Source organism: Methylobacterium nodulans ORS 2060 (genome assembly GCF_000022085.1).
Classification (GTDB): Bacteria; Pseudomonadota; Alphaproteobacteria; order Rhizobiales; family Beijerinckiaceae; genus Methylobacterium; species Methylobacterium nodulans.
Genome location: NC_011894.1, coordinates 3,924,371 through 3,939,569, shown reverse-complemented (window position 1 = coordinate 3,939,569; position 15,199 = coordinate 3,924,371). Strand labels below are relative to the sequence as shown.

Sequence of the window (15,199 nt, the reverse complement as noted above, 5' to 3'; positions counted from 1 at the left end):
ATTTCGAGACAGGGTTTCCGCACAGAGGCGGACGATGGCTGGAGCGCCACGAGGGCCTCTACCCGGGTGTTAAGTTTCCGGTCGTTGTTTTGACATAGCGAGTTTCGTCCAACATGGCGGAGGAAGATCCGCCAGGTAGGTTTCGGAGCAACGGATCGTTCGAAGTTGGCCAGCATTCCTCAGGATGAGGAGGGCTTCGCGATGAAAGTCACCGCAGACATCGACTGCACCCCTGAGGAGGCTCGAGTGTTTTTGGGCCTCCCTGATGTGCAGCCTCTTCAGGCCGCAGTCATGGCTCACATGGAGAAGCGGATGCTGGCGGAGGTCGACCGCTTCTCACCGGACCGCCTGATGAAGACTTGGATGTCGCTCTTCGGGCAAAGCCCGCCGGCTCGTGTCTCGGGCGCTAGGCGAGATGTACCAAAAGGCTCCTGACCCACGCCGTGAAGCGTCTCGGAAGACCAGAACCGACCTTTCGAGACGTACTGGCAAACGTCTTGTGGCGGCGCCTCGGATGGATATACCCCTGCGGACGATCGAGAGGCTGTCCGAAATCACGTCTGCTGGGGTCTGAGACGCCCAACGGACACACCTGTCTGCGGACAAGGTCTCAGCGGACATTCCGCTGATGCCTAAACCCGCTCTGGACACGCCAGGAGCATCGGCAGATGGTTCTCGTCATGAGTGACGATCGAGACATGCAGGGACCCCTTCTCATCCTGCTCTCCGTCGCGCTCCTGACGGCCCTGTTCGTCGGGGCAGCCGTGCTCCTCGGCTACGGCCGCCACCAGTTCCAGCATCACGACAACAAGGCGGCTCCTGTCTCCGCCCAACTCAAAAGCGGGGGTGCGCCCTAGGCGCGCCCGTACCCTAGATCGCCGGCACACTCAGTGCCCATCTGATCGAAGGTCGGTTTGCGGCGCATCTTTTCCGTTTACATGAGCGCCCGACGGAATTGCCAACGTGCCCCGCTATGACGCTGCCGCTCGGCAGTCCTCAGATCCGCTGCGTACCAGGTCGGCAACCTCGCAGAAGTCCAGGCGCTGCCCTTCGAGAATGCAGGCCGCCGCAGCCGGGAACTGCCCAACCGGCTGCTGGCCCGCATAGAGCACCGCCACGATCTCGGCGCCGGTCTTGTCGGCGAAGCGTTGCAGCTGGGCGGGTTGGAACGGTCCCATCACGCAGTAGAACGGACGGTCCGCCTCGCCCTGCTGACGAGCCTGAACGATGCGGCCCTCCTCCAGTTGGAACACGGACGGCAGCCGGCTCGCCATGACACAGTCGTGATAGGCCCAGAGCGCCGCGCGCCCGTCCGTGCCGGGATCCACCCCGACGAACAGATAGCCCGGCGCCGCCCGGTGGCGCACCTCCCGGATCCGGCCACGACGCTCGACGAGGGTGCTGCTGGCCGGTACGCAAGTCGCAAATCCTGCCGCTTCCAACCCCTCACTGATCTTCCGCTCGCGGTTGCTATCGATCCGGACGACGTACCAGCGGCGATCCGCGTCGACCACGACCCGCAGCCGATGCAGCCGCACGTGGTGCGTCGGGGTGACCTTCGCGTCGAAGATCTTGGTGCGGTTGCGGCGGCGATTCCGCTTCCGGGCCATGCTCGCTGTGCTCCACGGTATGTGACGAGTACGAGGATGGAAGGCGGCCGGGCGCGTCCCGGCCGCCGATAGGATCGGGCGACGGCTGTCAGGCCGCGACTTTCCGGCCAAGGCCGTACTGCTTCGCGAGCTCGGACCGCTGCGCCGCATAGTTCGCCGCCACCATCGGATAATCGAGCGGCAGGCCCCACTTGGCCCGGTACTGCTCCGGGGTGAGCCCGCGCCCGGCGAGGTGGCGCTTCAGGGTCCGGTACGGCTTCCCGTCCTCGAGCGAGATGATCGCGTCGGGCGTGATGGTCTTGCGGATCGGCACGGGCGGGACGAGGGCCGGCGCCTCGGGCTCAGCCGGACGGCCCAGCGCGGCGAGCGCGCCATGCACCGCGGCGATCAGCGCGGGCAGCTCGGAGGCTGGCACGGCGGTGTAGGCGACGTAGGCGCTGACGATGCGGCCGGTGAGGCCGGAGAGGTCGGGGGACTGGGTGTCGATGTCGGGCATCGGGATCTCCTCTATGTCTCTGAACTACCAACTGTTCTTCATCTGGAACGGCGGTGGCGCACCAGTCCGGTCCTGGGGTTTCGGTGGGGTTTTGGGGGGTTAGGGTGGGGTTTTTTTTCGAGAAACCCCACACCAAAATCTGCTGATCTGTCAGAGACTTAGAGGTGTTTTGGGGGTTATTGGGGTTTTTTTCTCAATCTTATGCGTGCGCAGGAAAGGTCGCGCGTGAAGATTGGCGAAAAAACCCCGAAAACCCCCAAATCGGCCATAAACCCCTGTCCCATCGCCAGATTTTTCGTGGGGTTTCCGGTGGGGTTACATTTTTCGAAACCCCACAAACCCCACGAGAAACCCCACTCGCGCGCGCTCACCTCCCTTCCTCCGGCGCCTTGCAGAGCGCGTAGCGGTTGCCCCGCTTCTCGTCGGCGACCATCTCGATGCGCATCCCAACCACGACCCGGCCGCGGATTCCGGTGAGCCAGCGACCCAGGCTGCGGGTCGAGATCGCGGATCCCTTGCCGGCCTGGCGCATCAGCACCTCGCGCAAGGAAGGCCGCAGCGGCTGCCCGTCGGTGCCGGTCTCCTGCGCGGCCGCGGCGATGTCGCCGGTGGCGTAGTAGGCGCCCTCGATGAGGTGCTCGCCCCAGGCCGTGATGAGCTCCGATAGCGCGGCGCGCTCGGGATCCTCGCCCCGCGCGATATCCATGCTCGCGACCGGGTCGGCCTCGCCGAGCCACACCAGCGCCGAGCGGACCGTGTCCGACCACGCCCCGTAGGAGCCGATCGGGCCGCAGACCCGCGGCGCGCCGGCGGCGCGGTAGGCCCGGGCGATGGTGAGGGCGGCGGCCACGTAGGCGCCGCGGTCGGCCATCACGGCCTGCATCGGATCGGCGGTGAACTCCCGCTGCTCGGGTCGCTCCACGCCGGCGTCGAGCCGGCACAGCACGGCCCGCCGCGTCATGTCGCCGACGAGCGTCAGGTTGTTGCCCGTCGCGAACACCGCGGCCCTGCACTCGATCTCGGGCACCTCGGACCGGCCCAGGATGCGGACCCTGACCACCGGCCGTTCCGTGACCTGGCAGAGCGCGTCGCCACCGAGTTCGCCGTTGACGTTGTCGAGCGAGATCAGGGGCGTACCGCTGAGAAGCAGCGCGCCGAGACGCTTCTCGGTCTCCTCCTCGGTGCGCCCGACCGCCATGACGGCACAGGGCCGGCCCGTGACGATGGCGGCGATCAGATCGACGAGATACGACTTGCCGGTGCCCGCGGAGGAGGCCCGGATCCCGTGACAGGGCGCCGAGGGCAGCGTGGGCCGCAGCACCGCGGTCAGGATGCCGGACAGTGCCACGGCGCGGTCGACGGGGCCGACGAACGGAAATTCCTGCAGCGGCTCCAGCAGAAGCGCGAGCGCGGCCTGCGCCTCGGCGCGGCTCGGCCGCTCCGGGATTGCCGGCATGAGCACGGCCTCGTCCGGCATCAGGAAGAGCCGGGTCGCGGGGTCGTAGCCGGGCTCGTCGAGGAGCGAGCCGTCGGGCCGCAGGGTCGGAATCGTGGTGATGCCGGAGATCGGCGGCAGCCGCCAGCGCCCCTCGCGCGACAGCAGGATCGCCACGGCCTTGTCGGGCGGATCGATGTTCACCCAGCGCTGGGCGCGGCCGTCGAAGCGCTGGAACTTGGCGACCTGGGCCAGGATGTCGGCCAGGGAATCTGCGGTGAGGGATTTCAGCTTGGCGACGAGGGCGAGGCCGCCGTTGGCGGTCGGGGTCGGCTCCACGACCGGCCGCACCAGCGCGCCGGCCCGGGTGAACACCGCGGCCCCGCTCTCGATCAGGGCGTCCTCGGCCTCGTCGACGACGCGGGGCAGCTCGGACGCCACCACCTTGATCACCGGCAGGAGACCCGACGATCCCGACGCGCCGCCGGCACCCTGGGCGCCGGCATCACGAAGCCGTTTAGCCCGGCGGGCCTGATCGAGGTCGATCGGCGCCGTCATCATGGCGCCTCGACCAGAATGCGGGGCATCCTGACCTTCCTGAGCATCGCCTCCACGGCCTCGCCGTGCGCAATGTCCTGCGTCAGCAGCGTGCCGGCCCCGAGGAGCGCAGGCCGGGCAAGGGCGTCGTTGATCACCACCACGCCGCGCCAGCCCGCCGCGAGCCAGCCGACGGGGTCGCGATGCACCACGAGCGGCTCCTTGTCCGCGAGCGGGCGCCACAGGCTGTCCTCGCCGAGCATGCCGACCGCGCCGAGCCACGTCGCGAGGCGGCCTGCGGCGGGATCCCAGGCCACGACGTCGACCAGCGCTCCGCCGGCGTCCCGGGCCGGGATCGTGTAGGCCTCGACCGCGCCCGGCCCTTCGCCGCCGTCGTGCCGCGCGAAGCCGAAGCGCTGTCGCTTCCCGAACACCACGAGATCGCGCAGCACCAGGTCGCAGCCGTGGCGAGCACAGGCGAGATGCCGCCCGTCGACGCCGTGCCGTCGGAACGCCGCGAAGTCGGCGTGCCCCAGCGGCAGCCCACGGGCCTGCTCCCGTTCCGGGTCGAGGGCGCGGCGCGCCGTCATGACAGCACCACCGTCACGGCATCGGCCGCGCGCGTGAGCCCGGTGTAGAGCCAGCGCCGGGCATGATCCCGAAAGGCAGTGCTCTCGTCGAAGAGCACGACCCGGTCCCATTGCGACCCTTGAGCCTTGTGCACGGTGAGCGCGTAGCCGTACGTGAACTCGTCGAAGCCTTTGCGCTGCTTCGGGCTCAGCGCCTCTTCCTGGCCGTGGAAGAACTCGCTGCGTACCTCGACCGACAGCGGCACGGCGTCCGGGTCGTGGTCCGGCATGACCTCGAGTTCGACGGTGGCGCCGTCGTTCTGCGCGACGTCGGCGACCTCCCAGAGCCCACCGTTGAGCAGACCCTTGTCCTTGTTGTTGCGCAGGCAAACGAGCCGATCGCCGATCTCTGGGCCGGCCGGGTCGCGACCGTAGAGCCGTCGCACCTTCGCGTTCAGCCCGCGCCGGGTCTGGTTGCGACCGACCAGGATCTGATCCGCGCAGAGCACGGCGCGCTGGCCGAGCGCCGCGCGCTGGATGACGCGGCTCTCGCCGTAGGCGCCGGCGTCGAGCCGCCCGCCCTGGCGCACGCGCATCGACATCGCGATGATCGGGTTGTCCGCGGCCTGCCGATGCACCTCGGTGAGCATGAAATCGGGGTCGCCGCCCGTGAAGTAGCCAGCGCCGTCCACGGGCGGCAGCTGCGCCGGGTCGCCGAGCACGAGCACCTTGGTGCCGAAGCTCATCAGGTCTCGGCCAAGCTCAGGACCGACCATCGAGCACTCGTCGACGATGACGAGCGCGGCCGATGCGACGGGGCTGTCCTCGTTCAGCACGAAGGTCACGCTGCCGTCGCGCCGCGGCTTCGGCCGGTAGATCAGCGAGTGGATCGTGCTGGCGCCGGTGCAGCCCTTCGCTCGCATGACGAGCGCAGCCTTGCCGGTGAAGGCGGCGAAGAGCACATCGCCTTTGACGCCCTCGGCAAGGTGCCGGGCGAGCGTGGTCTTGCCGGTCCCGGCGTAGCCGCCGAGGTAGAACGGCGCCCGGCCCGGGCTCTTGAGCCACGCCTTGACGGCGCGCAGGGCCTGATCCTGCTGGGGCGACCAGGCCGTCATGCGCGTTGCCCCGTTCGCTCGTAGGCTGCCAGGATCCGCTCCCGCTGGCGCGCCGGCAGTCCTTCCAGGATCCGCAGCGCGCGGGCGCGCCGCTCCGGGATGGATGGATCGCCCAGCGCCACAGCGGCCGGATAGGCGTCCGGCACGCCGACGAGCGCTCCGGAGAGGCGCACCGCGTCCGCCCCGCGCGTGTGGACGCCGACGAGGCCAGGACGGAATACGGGCAGGGAGCGGAAGCCCGCCATGGCGTCACTCCGCGGCCTGCAGGACGGGCGCGTCGAAGCGCCCGGCCTCGTCGCCCCAGGTCGCCCAGCCGGCGCGCGACTGGCGGCTGAAGAGCTCGCAGCGGTACGCCGCCGGCACGAGCCGCTCCGCGATTCCGTAGGCCTCCTCCGGCTTGCGGCTGTGCTGGCGGGCGCCGCCGCGGATGATGTTCGGGATGCTGCGCCCGTCGAACACGGGCCGGCCCAGCGTGCCGATCAGGAACGGCTCGGCGACGGAGCGCATGATGTAGCCCGTGCCCCAGCGCTGCTTGTCCCAGGTCCCGAAAGTCCGGTACCGGAAGCCCCAGGCCGTCATGACGCGGAAGGCAAGGTCGAGCTTCGGGCCGGTGGCCCAGAGCCACAGCACGGCATCCCCGCGGGCGAGCTGGCCGACGGGCAAAGCGCAGATCGCCTCATCGGACATGCATGCGTACTGCGCCATGGCCGACTTCCTCATGCCCTTCTCGGACCAGAGCTCGTAGGACCACGGCGGGTCGGCCATGATCAGCCCGAAGGAGAGCGGCGGCAGCGGATCAAAGGGCCAGGTCATCGGCACCCCATCAGGGTCTTGATCCGCTCGAAGGCGCGCGGCGGATCGCCGGGCACGCCGTCGTTGAAGGGCTCCAGGCCGTTCCGCTCCCGCATCAGGGCAATGCGGCGTCCGATCAGGCTGAGGAGATCGTGGCGGGCGTCGGCGTCCATCTCCAGGATCCACGCCGCGGCCTCGACGCGCGCGATCAGGGCCGGCCCGTCGGCGAGACCCATCCGGCGCATGAAGCGGTCGAGGTCGCGGATCTCCTCGCCGTGAGGACCGGCGAGCAGCGCCTCGAGCTTCTGCCGCTTCCAGGCCCGGTACTGCTTGGAGAGCTGCTCGTCCTCGCGCAGCTTCTTCTCGCCCTTCAGCCCGAGCCGCATTTGCGCCGATCCCCCGACGCGGGCAGGGCTGCGGGCATGACGGGCCTCGGAATGGGGCTGGAGCGCCACCACGGTCAGAACTCCGTCCCTGGCTCGGGCGCCGGACGCGGCCGCGCCGAGGCTGGCGGCAGCCCAAATGCCGCGCCGGCCGCGAGCGCGTCCTCGACGCAGTCCACCACGTGCACCGGAAAGCCGCGCTCCCGCAGGACGGGAAGGAAGGCGCGCTGACTCGCGCTGAGGCTCCCGCCGGGCGCCTTGACCTCGATGAGAAAGCACCGACCGCCCCGGCCGTACACGATCAAGTCAGGGTGCCCCGCCTCGACGCCCATCTCCTTGAACGCCACGCCCTCGAGCTTGCCGCGGCGGCCGCCGTTCGGCACGTGCACACACAGGCAGTCGAATCGCCGGTGCATGGCCACGACGATCTTGGTCTGGATCACCTGCTCGGGGCGGGCGCGGGTCATCGCCGATCTCCCGCGCGGCCATCGGTCGGCGCTGGCCGGCCCGTCTCCGGCGGCGTGAACTCGGCGGGCCCCCAGGCCCGCCGCTCGCACCATCCGGCCGCGCGCAGCACGGGCGTCGCCCACGAGCCGATCCAGAGCAGCGGAATCGCAGCTCCCCGCAGGACGTCCGCAGCGACGAGGTAAGCGCGGCGCATCACCGGCCTCCCGTCAGCGCGTCGAGCTGAGACTGGATCGCGGCGGCCCGAGCCTCGAGCGCGGCCTGGCGCTCGGCGCGCGCGACGCGGTGGAACCACGCCCCATGCTCATCCGGCCGCATCGCGCACAGGAATGCCGCGCCGTAGGTCGCGATCATGGCGTCATAGGCCGGACCCGACGGGCAGTGCCCCTGGTCGAGCCATTTCCGGACCGTGCTCGACGGCACGCCGGTGTCCGCCTCCACGTAGAGCGCGGTCTTGTTCGGATAGCGCTGGCGCAGGAACCGGCAGGCGCGTTCTGCTAATGTTCGGGCGTCGATCTGCGAAAACTTTCGCACATCATGACCAGACTTTCTCATCCCTCTCCCCGATGCTGTGTGCATCGGGGTTTGGTCTTGAGGGAAGGAGCCTGCAGTGATGGTAGAGGCGAACGACATCTCAGCGCCTCGCCGCGTAAGTGGATGGAGACGCAGGCACACAGGCGCGACCGGCGCTGGCAGGCTGACGGTCGCGCAGAAAGGGCAAACCCCGCCGGACGGAGCGGCGACGGGGATGAGGAGCGCCCGCGCCAGGGTCGTGATCTGGAAGGGAGTACAAGGCGCGGGCGCACGCGCCGCCGAGCGCGGCACGTCGGAATTGCGGCCCCAAAAAGCCCCCCTCTCCGCACCGGGAGAGGGGGCCAGTCAGGGAGGAAACGCCCATGGAGGGCAGTGCTCCAGCCGGGAACGCCAATGCCGGCCGGGGCCTCGGAGCGCCGGCCGGGCGGCCAGCGCGAACAGAATTGCTGGGCTGAGCGACGCGAAGAGGGTTGCGCCCGGTCCGGAACGGACAGGGGCCGGTCGTTGCCGGACCGGGCGCGCCGCCGGCTGGGCCAGGCTTGCTGGACCGGCGGGTCTCGGGGGCGGACGCGGAGCGCATGACGCCTCACGCCTCGCCGCGACTGGACGAGTGAAGACGCTGGACTGGTGCGGGGCTGGTGCCGCCGCTGAGCGCATCGCCGGCCTTCTCGTACACGGGCGGATCGCCGTCGGCGCTGAGGCCACGGACGAGGCGCAGGCCGGTCGGGCCGCTGCTCCACGGCACGGCGTCACCATCAAGGAACTGGTTGAGCCAGTCGCGAAGCTGCGCCGCCTCGGCGCGGTTCAGCTGGAAGTCGGCGAACGGGCCAGCCTCGGGAATCTGGCCGCGCATACGGTTGCCGATCGGAGCGACGCGAAGTGGGCCGATGTTCTGAGGAGCGGCGCGCATCAGGCGCCTCCCACAGCAACTGCAGATGCCGGGCGGCGGAACAGGACGGAACGCCGCCCGGCGCTGCTACCATCGGAAGTGCCAACCAACCCGATGGAGCTGCTGATGACGGAAACCGATGAGGCTCGGTGGCTCGCGCTGTGCGCTGCGGTGCGCGCCCTGGCCATGCACGCTGCGCGTGCGGCCAATCCGGCGCATCCGGCCGACTGGCTGGCGAGCGTCGCCCTCGCCGCTGACGGTCTAGTCAACGCCATGACGAACCCGCACCTGACGGAAGAAGAGCTTGAGAAGGTGACGCAAGCGACCGAGACCACGCTTCGGTTGATCTTCGATCAAGCGGTCTTCCCGGTCCGCGAGGCGTGATTGGCCCCACGACCAAGCCGAGCCTGCATCGCCTGACATGCGGACGATGTGATGGATCGCTGTCCGCTCGACGGTGAAGCGGTGCTTAGTCACGGCGCCGCCTCCGCCATCGTGGGGGAGGACGGCGCGGGGACGGCAGGCGAAGGCGGCCTGTACTCCCTCATAAAGCGGCGAATGGCCGACGCCTTTTCCAGCGTGACGGTGCGGCCCTCGCGCAGGCGAGACACCAGCTTCCCGTCATTCACGCATTTGCGGCCGAAGGTGCTCTCAGCAAGCCGCGTCGCAGTGAGGAAGGCTTCAATCTCGTGAAGCAGGATCGTGGTCTCGCTCATGCCCAGAGAGCTAATGGGCAAATGCCCGCCATGTCAATGGGCATCTGCCATATTGGCGATGGGCGGAATGGTGGGCAGTCTCCCACCATGTTGGGTGACGAGTGGCGGCAGCTGATCGCCGATGAGATCAAGCGACAGGGGCGCGACCTCAAAGAGGTGTCGCTTTCTGCCGGCCTGGGCGAGACGTATGTTCGCGACGCGCTCAAGCGCGGTCGCGGCAAATTAGAGAACCTGATCCGCGTCGCGAGCGTTCTAGGCAAGCCGCCGGAATGGATTACAACATCAAGCAAGACCAAGCCCGGCACGAGAGGGGCCGTCATTCCGGAGGCGAATGCTTCAGCGCCAGTTGCTGCTCCACGTTACGGTGGGCTAATGCCAGTGCTGGGCGTGGCCAAAGGCGGATCAGATGGTCGCCTTATCTTCAATGGACAGGTAATTGAAAGCGTGCCACGACCAGCAGCGCTAGAAAATGTCGAAGGAGCTTACGCGGTTTATGTGAGCGGCGACAGCATGCACCCGCGCTTCAAGGCCGGAGAGCAAGTTTGGGTGCATCCACATCGACCGCCGAAGCGAGGCGACGACGTTGTTGTACAGCTTTATGCCGAGGATGAAGGCGATCCGCCAGAAGGATATATCAAAGAATTCGTCGCATGGACGCCTTCAATGCTAATTCTGTATCAGCACAATCCAGCAGGGGAGTTTGAAATTGACCGGGCCCTGGTCAAGTCTGTACATACGGTAATTGGATCTTTGCGAATTTAGCTTAACCTAGAAGCCTTGTCAGGCTTATTGAACGACCCAGACCGCCCGCGCGAAAGCAAAAACTGCAGTACAGGCGCTTTCCAAGGTCGTCTACCGTTTTGCATCCCTTCTCCAGGCGCCGCAACCGCTCGTCACGAATAATCGTCGAGTGGCCGCAATCCTCACACGTGACCCGCAAAGCGCTAGCGGCACTTAGAGGTGTTCCATGCTTCTCTGATGAGCTGGCGGCACGACGAGCCGCTTTCACCACGGAAGGCGCCCCTCAAAGAACTCCGGAGGCATTTCGCCTCCGGTGGCTAGTACAACAGCATCCGCCCACTCTCCAGTGGCCGGATCACCGGTCCGTGAGAACGCTATTGCCCCGACAACAGGCTCGGCGAGATTTCGCAGGGCCAGCTCGGCCGAGACTTTATTCGACTTCTCGACCGTCTCTATCGGATACACAGCGCCGGTATTGGAATCCTTCTTAAATTGCTGGACGACGTAGTATGTTATCTGGGTCATTCGCAGCCCCTCCCTTGCGGCACTCAATAGTTGCCGCAAGGATAGGAACGAAACAAGCACAAAATTCCAACCTGTGGAATGCTGTGGATGAAGTCGATGGGCGCATGATGGGCTAATGGCGCGGGCTCTTGCCCACTTTCCCATTGACAGGGGGCAAATGCCCATTAAGGTTTGCCCATCCACTTATGGATGGCGTACATGCTCACCCGCCCCCAACCTGACCCCGTTGCCCTGCTCGGCCGCCGCGAGCCGCCCCGCACCTACCTTGCTCACTTTGTCGATGCCTCGGGCCGGAAGTGGATCGAGGAGACCACCATCGACAACGGCCTCACTGCGATCGCGGCGTGGCTGGCGCGCGATGAGCGTCAGGGCTCGACGCTGAAGGAGGTCTACGAGCTCGACATCACCGACCCGCTTGTGCCGGTCGCACGCAACGTCACAGCGATGGCGCTCGGGAAGGTCGTCGATCTGATCGACTGGGACGACGAACGCGACGCGCTGCCCGTGAGCCTGGAGGATGCGGCCCGGCGTCATGGGGTCAAGGGTCCGGCCGAGAAGGTGCCCGCCGACGTGCTGCCCTTCACCCGCTTGACGCCCGCGTGTGTCGGCGTCGCGACCCGCTGGTGAGGAGGGGCGGATGCGCCTTGCTCTCCGCCTCGCCGCGCTCGACCGCGGCTGCCGCACCGCCGCCCAGATCACCGCCCGGGCCGGGCTTCTCGTCGTGATCGCCGCGAGCTTCGCGGCCATCGGGAAGTGGCTGTGATCAGCACCGGCGACCTCGTCCTCCTCATCGCAGCCGTCGCGCCGATCGCCCTCGGGATCCTGCTCGGCCTCGCCGGGTCCCGCCGCCTCACGGGCGAGGGCGCCGACGCCACGCTCGGGTGGTGCGTGCTCGGGCACCTGCAGGTGCTCTGGCGGAGAGGCCGGCCGTGACCCGCCGACCCGAGCCTGAGACCCCGACCGAGCGGCGCACCCGCCGCGCCGCCGACCGCCTGGAGCGCATCACCGCGGTGGCCCGTGCGGAGGGCGCCAGCGCCCGCCATCTCGCCGTCATCACCGCGGCCCGCATCGCCCGCCTGCAGGCGCGGGCCGGGTCCGACGCCACCCCCGCCCAGGAGGACTGACATGCCGATTCCTGCCGACCAGACGCTCGTGCGCGGGGACGTGATCCTCGTGCGGGCCGTGGTGGAGTTCGTCTCCCCGACCGATCCCGACACGATCTACGCGACTGCCGAGGATGGCGGCACTGGGATCACGACGCGCCGCCAAGAAGCTGACCTCGCCGAGACGCTGATCGCGGTCGGCGATGAGGTCACCCTGGCGGACGCCGAGGGCGAGGAAGACCTCCGCGGCATCGTTCGAGCTGTCGACGGCGAGGACGTCTGGGTGCGCTGGAGCTCCGCCCTCGCCGCGGCGCCGGTCGTGGACCGCTGCCTGCTGATCCGCACCCGCACCGCCGACGAGATCGCTGAGGCCGCGCGCAACACCGCCGCCTGCCTTGCCGCCGCCGAGTAGCCCCCAGCCTGGAGCCGCCCCGTGAGCACCGCTTCGCACGCCGTCACCCTGCGCGACGACACCCAGCCCCTCGCGCCCGCCGTCTCGGAGACCGCCGCGATCGTCCAGATGATCGAGCGCGCCGCCTCAAACCCGGCCGTCGACATCGACAAGCTGGAGCGCCTCCTAGAGATGCAGGAGCGCGTGCTGGCCCGCAACGCCCGCGCGGCCTTCGCGGCCGCTTTCGCCGGCATGCAGCAGGAGCTCCCCACCATCCCCGAGCGCGGCCGGGGCGACAGGGGCATGAAGTACGCCCTCTGGGAGGACGTGAACGAGGCCATCAAGCCGGTGCTGGCCCGGCACGGCTTCGGCATCAGCTTCAAGACCGGCCGCACGCCTGAGCGCGTCAGCGTCACGGCCATCCTGATGCACCGGGACGGCCACAGCGAGGAGACCACCCTCGAACTGCCGGTCGACAGCTCGGGCTCGAAGAACGCCGTGCAGGCGGTGGGCTCCTCGACCTCTTACGGCAAGCGCTACACCGCGGCGGCTCTGCTCAACCTCACCAGCCGCGGTGAGGATGACGACGGGCGTGCGGCCGGCCTGGGCCCGCGCATCACCGAGGATCAGACCATCGAGCTGCGCGACCTTGCCCGGGAGGTCGGGGCCGACCTGCCGCGCTTCCTCGCCACCATCCGCGTCGACAGCCTCGCGGAGATCCGCGCCGACAAGTTCGAGGAGGCCAAGCGCCTGCTCGAGCGCAAGAGGGGGCGCTGATGGCCGCGATGGTCCAGGGCAGCCCGGCCTGGTTCGAGGCCCGGCTCGGCCGGGTCACCGCCTCGCGCGTGGCCGAGGTGATTGGCCGCACGGCCAAGGGCACGTGGACGGCCGAGCGCGCCCGCTACCGCGCCCAGCTCGTCGCCGAGCGCCTCACCGGGCAGGTCGCCCATCACTATGTCAGCGTCGAGATGATGTGGGGCACCGACCACGAGCCCCACGCGCGTGCCGCCTACGAGTTCCTGTTCGACAGGCCCGTCGTGCAGGTGGGCTTCGTCGACCATCCGACGATCGCCATGGCCGGCGCGAGCCCGGACGGTCTGATCGGCGCGGACGGTCTGGTCGAGTTCAAGTGCCCGAAGACCGAGACGCATCTGGCGACCTGGCTTTCGGGGGCGGTGCCCGAGGAGTACCTGCCGCAGGTGCAGTGGCAGATGGCCTGCACCCGCCGCGCCTGGTGCGACTTCGTCTCCTTTGATCCGCGCGTGCCGACTGACCTGCAGCTCTTCTGCACCCGGGTGGCACGCGATGAGGCGATGATCGCGGGGCTGGAGCAGGACGTCGCGGGCTTTCTCGCCGAGGTCGACGCTCAGGTGGCGCAGTTGCTGGCGCTCGGGCAGCGGAGGGCCGCCTGATGCTGCCCGCCGCCGAACCCCACACCCGCGCGGAGATCGCGGAGCGCCTCAGAACGATCGGCATCCGACAGAGCGCCGCCGCGCGCCGCCTCCTCGACGACGCCGATGCGCGCGCCGACGACCGCCACCTTCAGCCCGAGGACGCCTGATGCAGCCCATCGTCATGACCACGGCCGCGGCTCCGCGCTCGCTCGGCGAGCGCATCCAGCGCCGCCGCCGCAGGCTGGGCATCCTGCAGTCCGAGCTCGCACGGGCCATCGGCTACGGCCCGGGGGCGATCTCCCGGTTCGAGCGGGGCCACCGGGTGCCGCGCGAGGTGCTGCCGCGGCTCGCGGCCGCGCTGCAGGTCGATGTCGGCGAGCTGCTCGCGGATGCCGCGGCCATCGAGCCGTCGCGCGAGGAATGCGAGCTGCTGCAGGCCTACCGTGCGCTGCCCGACAGCGGGCAGGCCGAAATCCGCAGCCTGATGGCCGCGCTTGCCGCCGGGAGGGTCGCGCGATGATCGATCCTGCCATCGCCGACCTGCGCGAATTCGACTGGCCCAGCCTCGCCGCCGCCGCCCGCATGGAGGCCGACGGCAAAAGCGGCGTGCTCGCTCAAGCCGTGGACTGGCAGGCGAACCTCGTCGGCGCCTTCCCGGGCACCCACCGCAAGTCCCGACAGGTGATCGCGCATGTGCGGGCGCAGCGGGACGACCTGCGCCGCCTCCAGGTGCTGGCCGAGATCTTCGAGCGGCACGGCGAGCAGCTCGTCCCGATCGTCGAGGCGCTGGAGGCGGGCCGGGAGGTCGTGGTCCGGCAGAGCCGGGCGGCGGAGATGGTCCGCTGCAGCGCACCGATGCGAGTCCCCTGGCCGATGATGCGGCGGCCCGGGACGGTGATGGGGCCGGTCGTGGTCGCGATGGCGGCGGAGGTGCGGTGATGCGCTCCGACCTCGTCGACCTGACGGTGCGCCTGCACCACGAGACCGCGCGCGCCGTCCTCGTCTCGACGGACGGCAACCGCGAGAAGGCGGTCTGGATCCCGAAATCCGCCTGCGAGATCGAGCTGGACGCGGGGAAGGCCACCCACACCCTCACGCTGCCCGAGCGGGTCGCCGTCGAGAAGGGGCTGGTCTGATGGTTGGCACCTTCCTCATCGCCGCAATCGGCTACGGCGCAGCGATCTTCTTCGTGCTGAGCGCGGCAATCAACTTGGTTGAGTTAGCCAAAGCTCCAGCGGAAGCCCGACATCGTCTAGCCGCGGCGATTGCCTGCACCCTGAACTTCGGGATCGCTCTCGCCTTCGCTGCTGTCACCCGCTGGCTGCTCGGGGGTGCGCTGTGAACCTCCGCGCCGAGACCCTTCACGACCCGTTTCTGACCGGCAATGGCGAATGGTGCTCGTCGTGCTGTCCGAACGGCGCTCCCAGCCCTCATCACCCCCGCTGGCTCGGGCTGCTGACGCTCACGGACGCCGGCCGGGCCGCGCTCGGAGTCGCCGCATGAA

At 68.9% G+C, this 15,199-nt stretch carries 30 protein-coding genes; 16 read left to right on the top strand and 14 right to left on the bottom strand.

The genetic code is table 11. The features are described 5' to 3' along the window. The first annotated feature begins 165 nt into the window (after window positions 1-165). Window positions 166-435, top strand: a complete 270-nt coding sequence (locus MNOD_RS18185) for a DUF6489 family protein (RefSeq protein ID WP_085984945.1) — start codon at window positions 166-168, stop codon at window positions 433-435. A gap of 263 nt (window positions 436-698) precedes the next feature. Beyond that, complete coding sequence (locus tag MNOD_RS18180; RefSeq protein WP_157091501.1) at window positions 699-857, top strand: hypothetical protein; 159 nt, start codon at window positions 699-701, stop codon at window positions 855-857. A 114-nt stretch (window positions 858-971) separates the two neighbouring features. Here the strand turns inward: MNOD_RS18180 and MNOD_RS18175 are convergent, their stop codons facing one another. From MNOD_RS18175 to MNOD_RS18120, 12 genes are all read right to left on the bottom strand, one after another. Further along, a complete protein-coding gene (locus MNOD_RS18175) occupies window positions 972-1,610 on the bottom strand; it encodes a transcription termination/antitermination NusG family protein (RefSeq protein WP_015930401.1) in 639 nt (212 codons plus the stop codon). A gap of 88 nt (window positions 1,611-1,698) precedes the next feature. Next, the gene (locus tag MNOD_RS18170; protein ID WP_015930400.1) at window positions 1,699-2,106 is read right to left on the bottom strand and encodes a Ros/MucR family transcriptional regulator; all 408 of its coding nucleotides are present in this window, start codon (window positions 2,104-2,106) and stop codon (window positions 1,699-1,701) included. 367 nt (window positions 2,107-2,473) lie between these two features. After that, window positions 2,474-4,102: a hypothetical protein gene (locus MNOD_RS18165; protein ID WP_050783367.1), complete on the bottom strand. Its 1,629-nt coding sequence runs from the start codon at window positions 4,100-4,102 to the stop codon at window positions 2,474-2,476. Further along, window positions 4,099-4,668: a hypothetical protein gene (locus MNOD_RS18160; protein WP_015930397.1), complete on the bottom strand. Its 570-nt coding sequence runs from the start codon at window positions 4,666-4,668 to the stop codon at window positions 4,099-4,101. Before MNOD_RS18160 ends, MNOD_RS18165 begins: the two co-directional genes overlap by 4 nt. After that, window positions 4,665-5,762 carry an ATP-dependent DNA helicase gene (locus MNOD_RS18155; RefSeq protein ID WP_015930396.1) on the bottom strand — a complete coding sequence of 366 codons (1,098 nt, stop codon included), beginning with the start codon at window positions 5,760-5,762 and terminating at the stop codon, window positions 4,665-4,667. The genes MNOD_RS18160 and MNOD_RS18155 overlap by 4 nt, the downstream gene beginning before the upstream one ends. Continuing rightward, window positions 5,759-6,007 carry a hypothetical protein gene (locus tag MNOD_RS18150; protein WP_015929138.1) on the bottom strand — a complete coding sequence of 83 codons (249 nt, stop codon included), beginning with the start codon at window positions 6,005-6,007 and terminating at the stop codon, window positions 5,759-5,761. The genes MNOD_RS18155 and MNOD_RS18150 overlap by 4 nt, the downstream gene beginning before the upstream one ends. Window positions 6,008-6,011: 4 nt before the next feature. Continuing rightward, window positions 6,012-6,575: an MT-A70 family methyltransferase gene (locus tag MNOD_RS18145; protein WP_015930395.1), complete on the bottom strand. Its 564-nt coding sequence runs from the start codon at window positions 6,573-6,575 to the stop codon at window positions 6,012-6,014. Continuing rightward, a complete protein-coding gene (locus MNOD_RS18140) occupies window positions 6,572-7,012 on the bottom strand; it encodes a hypothetical protein (RefSeq protein WP_015930394.1) in 441 nt (146 codons plus the stop codon). Before MNOD_RS18140 ends, MNOD_RS18145 begins: the two co-directional genes overlap by 4 nt. A 2-nt stretch (window positions 7,013-7,014) precedes the next feature. Next, the gene (locus tag MNOD_RS18135) at window positions 7,015-7,404 is read right to left on the bottom strand and encodes a VRR-NUC domain-containing protein (protein WP_015930393.1); all 390 of its coding nucleotides are present in this window, start codon (window positions 7,402-7,404) and stop codon (window positions 7,015-7,017) included. Continuing rightward, window positions 7,401-7,598: a hypothetical protein gene (locus MNOD_RS18130; RefSeq protein ID WP_015930392.1), complete on the bottom strand. Its 198-nt coding sequence runs from the start codon at window positions 7,596-7,598 to the stop codon at window positions 7,401-7,403. The genes MNOD_RS18135 and MNOD_RS18130 overlap by 4 nt, the downstream gene beginning before the upstream one ends. After that, complete coding sequence (locus tag MNOD_RS18125; protein WP_198157520.1) at window positions 7,598-7,957, bottom strand: hypothetical protein; 360 nt, start codon at window positions 7,955-7,957, stop codon at window positions 7,598-7,600. The genes MNOD_RS18130 and MNOD_RS18125 overlap by 1 nt, the downstream gene beginning before the upstream one ends. 565 nt (window positions 7,958-8,522) lie before the next feature. Continuing rightward, on the bottom strand, window positions 8,523-8,846 hold the full coding sequence (locus tag MNOD_RS18120; protein WP_015930390.1) for a hypothetical protein: 324 nt from the start codon (window positions 8,844-8,846) through the stop codon (window positions 8,523-8,525). 93 nt (window positions 8,847-8,939) lie between these two features. Between MNOD_RS18120 and MNOD_RS18115 the strand changes: the two genes are divergently transcribed. Continuing rightward, a complete protein-coding gene (locus tag MNOD_RS18115; protein ID WP_043748970.1) occupies window positions 8,940-9,209 on the top strand; it encodes a hypothetical protein in 270 nt (89 codons plus the stop codon). An 89-nt stretch (window positions 9,210-9,298) separates the two neighbouring features. Here MNOD_RS18115 and MNOD_RS18110 read toward each other — a convergent pair whose 3' ends face one another. Further along, window positions 9,299-9,541, bottom strand: a complete 243-nt coding sequence (locus MNOD_RS18110) for a hypothetical protein (protein ID WP_015930388.1) — start codon at window positions 9,539-9,541, stop codon at window positions 9,299-9,301. An 87-nt stretch (window positions 9,542-9,628) separates the two neighbouring features. Here MNOD_RS18110 and MNOD_RS43525 point away from each other — a divergent pair, with 87 nt between their 5' ends. Beyond that, window positions 9,629-10,303: a S24 family peptidase gene (locus MNOD_RS43525; protein WP_198157519.1), complete on the top strand. Its 675-nt coding sequence runs from the start codon at window positions 9,629-9,631 to the stop codon at window positions 10,301-10,303. A 243-nt stretch (window positions 10,304-10,546) separates the two neighbouring features. Here the strand turns inward: MNOD_RS43525 and MNOD_RS18100 are convergent, their stop codons facing one another. After that, on the bottom strand, window positions 10,547-10,807 hold the full coding sequence (locus tag MNOD_RS18100; RefSeq protein ID WP_015930386.1) for a hypothetical protein: 261 nt from the start codon (window positions 10,805-10,807) through the stop codon (window positions 10,547-10,549). A 198-nt stretch (window positions 10,808-11,005) separates the two neighbouring features. Here MNOD_RS18100 and MNOD_RS18095 point away from each other — a divergent pair, with 198 nt between their 5' ends. From MNOD_RS18095 to MNOD_RS18055, 12 genes are read left to right on the top strand one after another with little or no spacing between them, the layout of a single operon-like run. Then, window positions 11,006-11,434, top strand: coding sequence for a hypothetical protein (locus tag MNOD_RS18095; RefSeq protein ID WP_015930385.1), 429 nt, complete (start codon window positions 11,006-11,008; stop codon window positions 11,432-11,434). Between the two features lie 10 nt (window positions 11,435-11,444). Then, complete coding sequence (locus tag MNOD_RS49995; RefSeq protein WP_015930384.1) at window positions 11,445-11,570, top strand: hypothetical protein; 126 nt, start codon at window positions 11,445-11,447, stop codon at window positions 11,568-11,570. Next, window positions 11,567-11,740: a hypothetical protein gene (locus MNOD_RS48115; RefSeq protein WP_015930383.1), complete on the top strand. Its 174-nt coding sequence runs from the start codon at window positions 11,567-11,569 to the stop codon at window positions 11,738-11,740. Before MNOD_RS49995 ends, MNOD_RS48115 begins: the two co-directional genes overlap by 4 nt. Then, entirely contained in the window at window positions 11,737-11,931 is a 195-nt protein-coding gene (locus tag MNOD_RS18090) for a hypothetical protein (protein WP_015930382.1), read from the top strand. The genes MNOD_RS48115 and MNOD_RS18090 overlap by 4 nt, the downstream gene beginning before the upstream one ends. 1 nt (window position 11,932) lies before the next feature. Further along, window positions 11,933-12,322, top strand: a complete 390-nt coding sequence (locus tag MNOD_RS18085; RefSeq protein ID WP_015930381.1) for a hypothetical protein — start codon at window positions 11,933-11,935, stop codon at window positions 12,320-12,322. Between the two features lie 21 nt (window positions 12,323-12,343). Then, window positions 12,344-13,078, top strand: a complete 735-nt coding sequence (locus MNOD_RS18080) for an ERF family protein (RefSeq protein WP_015930380.1) — start codon at window positions 12,344-12,346, stop codon at window positions 13,076-13,078. Then, complete coding sequence (locus MNOD_RS18075; RefSeq protein ID WP_015930379.1) at window positions 13,078-13,713, top strand: lambda exonuclease family protein; 636 nt, start codon at window positions 13,078-13,080, stop codon at window positions 13,711-13,713. The genes MNOD_RS18080 and MNOD_RS18075 overlap by 1 nt, the downstream gene beginning before the upstream one ends. Then, the gene (locus tag MNOD_RS46785; RefSeq protein WP_015930378.1) at window positions 13,713-13,862 is read left to right on the top strand and encodes a hypothetical protein; all 150 of its coding nucleotides are present in this window, start codon (window positions 13,713-13,715) and stop codon (window positions 13,860-13,862) included. The genes MNOD_RS18075 and MNOD_RS46785 overlap by 1 nt, the downstream gene beginning before the upstream one ends. Continuing rightward, a complete protein-coding gene (locus MNOD_RS18070; protein ID WP_015930377.1) occupies window positions 13,862-14,215 on the top strand; it encodes a helix-turn-helix domain-containing protein in 354 nt (117 codons plus the stop codon). Before MNOD_RS46785 ends, MNOD_RS18070 begins: the two co-directional genes overlap by 1 nt. Further along, a complete protein-coding gene (locus MNOD_RS18065; protein WP_015930376.1) occupies window positions 14,212-14,634 on the top strand; it encodes a hypothetical protein in 423 nt (140 codons plus the stop codon). Before MNOD_RS18070 ends, MNOD_RS18065 begins: the two co-directional genes overlap by 4 nt. Beyond that, window positions 14,634-14,831 (top strand): hypothetical protein, encoded by a 198-nt coding sequence (locus MNOD_RS18060; protein WP_015930375.1) that lies wholly within the window; start codon window positions 14,634-14,636, stop codon window positions 14,829-14,831. Before MNOD_RS18065 ends, MNOD_RS18060 begins: the two co-directional genes overlap by 1 nt. Further along, window positions 14,831-15,037: a hypothetical protein gene (locus MNOD_RS18055; RefSeq protein WP_015930374.1), complete on the top strand. Its 207-nt coding sequence runs from the start codon at window positions 14,831-14,833 to the stop codon at window positions 15,035-15,037. Before MNOD_RS18060 ends, MNOD_RS18055 begins: the two co-directional genes overlap by 1 nt. Window positions 15,038-15,199: the final 162 nt, after the last annotated feature.